The organism is Streptococcus sp. DD11 (genome assembly GCF_001578865.1).
Taxonomy (GTDB): Bacteria; Bacillota; Bacilli; order Lactobacillales; family Streptococcaceae; genus Streptococcus; species Streptococcus panodentis.
Genome location: NZ_KQ969424.1, coordinates 1 through 678, shown reverse-complemented (window position 1 = coordinate 678; position 678 = coordinate 1). Strand labels below are relative to the sequence as shown.

Sequence of the window (678 nt, the reverse complement as noted above, 5' to 3'; positions counted from 1 at the left end):
TCCCTTAGCGCTGATTTTCGCCTTAGTGACCAGTTTGGTGCTGGGGATGGTTCTGGCCAAGGTCTACAAGCGCCAAACCATTTATACCAAGGAGTTTGTCATCACTCTGTCCATCCTGCCGACCATTATTTCGATTATCATTTTCTTGGTCAATGGCAATCTGGGCACCAGTGTGGCCGTCGCCGGTACTTTCAGCCTCATTCGCTTTCGCTCGGCTGCGGGAGGGTCCAAGGAATTGCTGGCTATCTTTGTCGCCACAGCCATCGGGATTACGACCGGCATGGGCTTTGTCACGCTGGCCATCGTCTTTACCCTCTTGATTTCCCTTGTCTGGCTGCTTTTTGAAAATATGAGCTTCACCTCAGTCAGCCAGACCAGACGCTATGTCACGATTAACATTCCAGCGGACTTTGACTACGAAGTGCTCTTTGAGGCTATCTTCGCCAAGCACTGCAAATCAGCGGAACTGACCGCCATCCAGTCTGCTGCAAACCGTACCATGAAGCTGGAATATGTCATTGACCTCAATGCCGAAGTCAGCGACAGCCAGCTGGTCCAGCAGTTTCTGCGCTATGACAAGGTCAAAGAAATCTCTCTGTCAAAAGCAGCCAAGAAACGCAAGACCCTGTAGAAAGAAGGCGAGGCTGAGACAAAAGTCTTTCAGTCTCGCTTTGTTTT

At 50.4% G+C, this 678-nt stretch carries 1 protein-coding gene; it reads left to right on the top strand.

The genetic code is table 11. From position 1 onward, the window contains the following. A partial coding sequence (locus STRDD11_RS13215) for a DUF4956 domain-containing protein (RefSeq protein ID WP_128837676.1) occupies nucleotides 1-631 on the top strand: 631 nt, incomplete at its 5' end. Nucleotides 632-678: the final 47 nt, after the last annotated feature.